The organism is Microbacterium sp. K41 (assembly GCF_004794395.1).
GTDB lineage: Bacteria > Actinomycetota > Actinomycetes > Actinomycetales > Microbacteriaceae > Microbacterium > Microbacterium sufflavum.
On the sequence record NZ_SSDO01000201.1, the window covers coordinates 1 to 970 of the forward strand.

The window sequence follows — 970 nt, forward strand, 5'->3', positions numbered from 1 at the left end:
AGCTGACGATCCGCCGCGACATCGCCGACCTCGCGGAGCGGGGGCTCCTCACGCGCGTGCACGGCGGCGCCACGCTCCGCAGCACCCTCGACCCGGCCGCGGTTCGGCCGCTGTCCGCTCCGCGACGGTTCGGCATGGTGGTGCCGTCGCTGAGCTACTACTGGCCGCAGGTGGTGGAGGGCGCCCGCGTGGCGGGGATCGAGACCGACACGCAGATCGTGCTCCGGGGGGCGAGCTATGCGGCCGCCGACCAGCGCCGACAGATCTCCGCCCTGGTCGCGTCGGGGACGGTCCACGGGCTGATCGTGGCTCCCGAGACCGCGGGCGCGGACGGTCATGCCCTCCTCGCCTGGCTGGATGCGCTGCCCCTGCCCGTCGTGCTCGTCGAGCGTCGCGCGCCCGACGTGCTCGCGCTGACGCGTCTCGAGAGCGTCGTCACCGATCATGCGTTCGGGGGAGCGCTCGCCGCGAGTCATCTCGCCGGCCTCGGCCATCGGCGGGTCGGCATCCTCACCTCGCCCCAGTCGCCGACCTCCACCGCCCTGCGCCGCGGGTGGGGCCGTGCGGTCGAGGAGCTCGGTCTTGAGCCGGGGGTCGACCGCGAGGTCGCCCTCGACCGCATGGGTCGATCGGCGGTGGGGTCCTTCGTCGCCGCGCTCCTCGACGAGATCCGGGCGACGGCGACGACCGCGCTGCTCGTGCACTCCGACCCGCAGGCGCTCCTGCTGCAGCAGCACCTGGTCGATGCGGGGTGGCGGGTGCCGGGCGACCTGTCGCTCCTCGCCTACGACGATGAGATCGCGATGAACGGGGCCCCGCCCCTCACCGCGCTGCGCCCGCCGAAGCCGCAGGTGGGCCGCCGCGCCGTGGAGCTGCTCCGCGAACGCCTGCGCGACGGCATCGATCGCCCGGCGGAGCGGGTGGCGCTGGCCCCGGCTCTGCACGTGCGTGCCAGCACGGGGTCGCCGCC

1 protein-coding gene is annotated in these 970 nt (G+C 75.2%); it reads left to right on the plus strand.

Annotation, left to right across the window (positions count from 1 at the left end; genetic code table 11):
* The coding region (locus DW309_RS05255) for a LacI family DNA-binding transcriptional regulator (protein WP_136044771.1) at positions 1 to 970 on the plus strand (970 nt) is incomplete at both ends.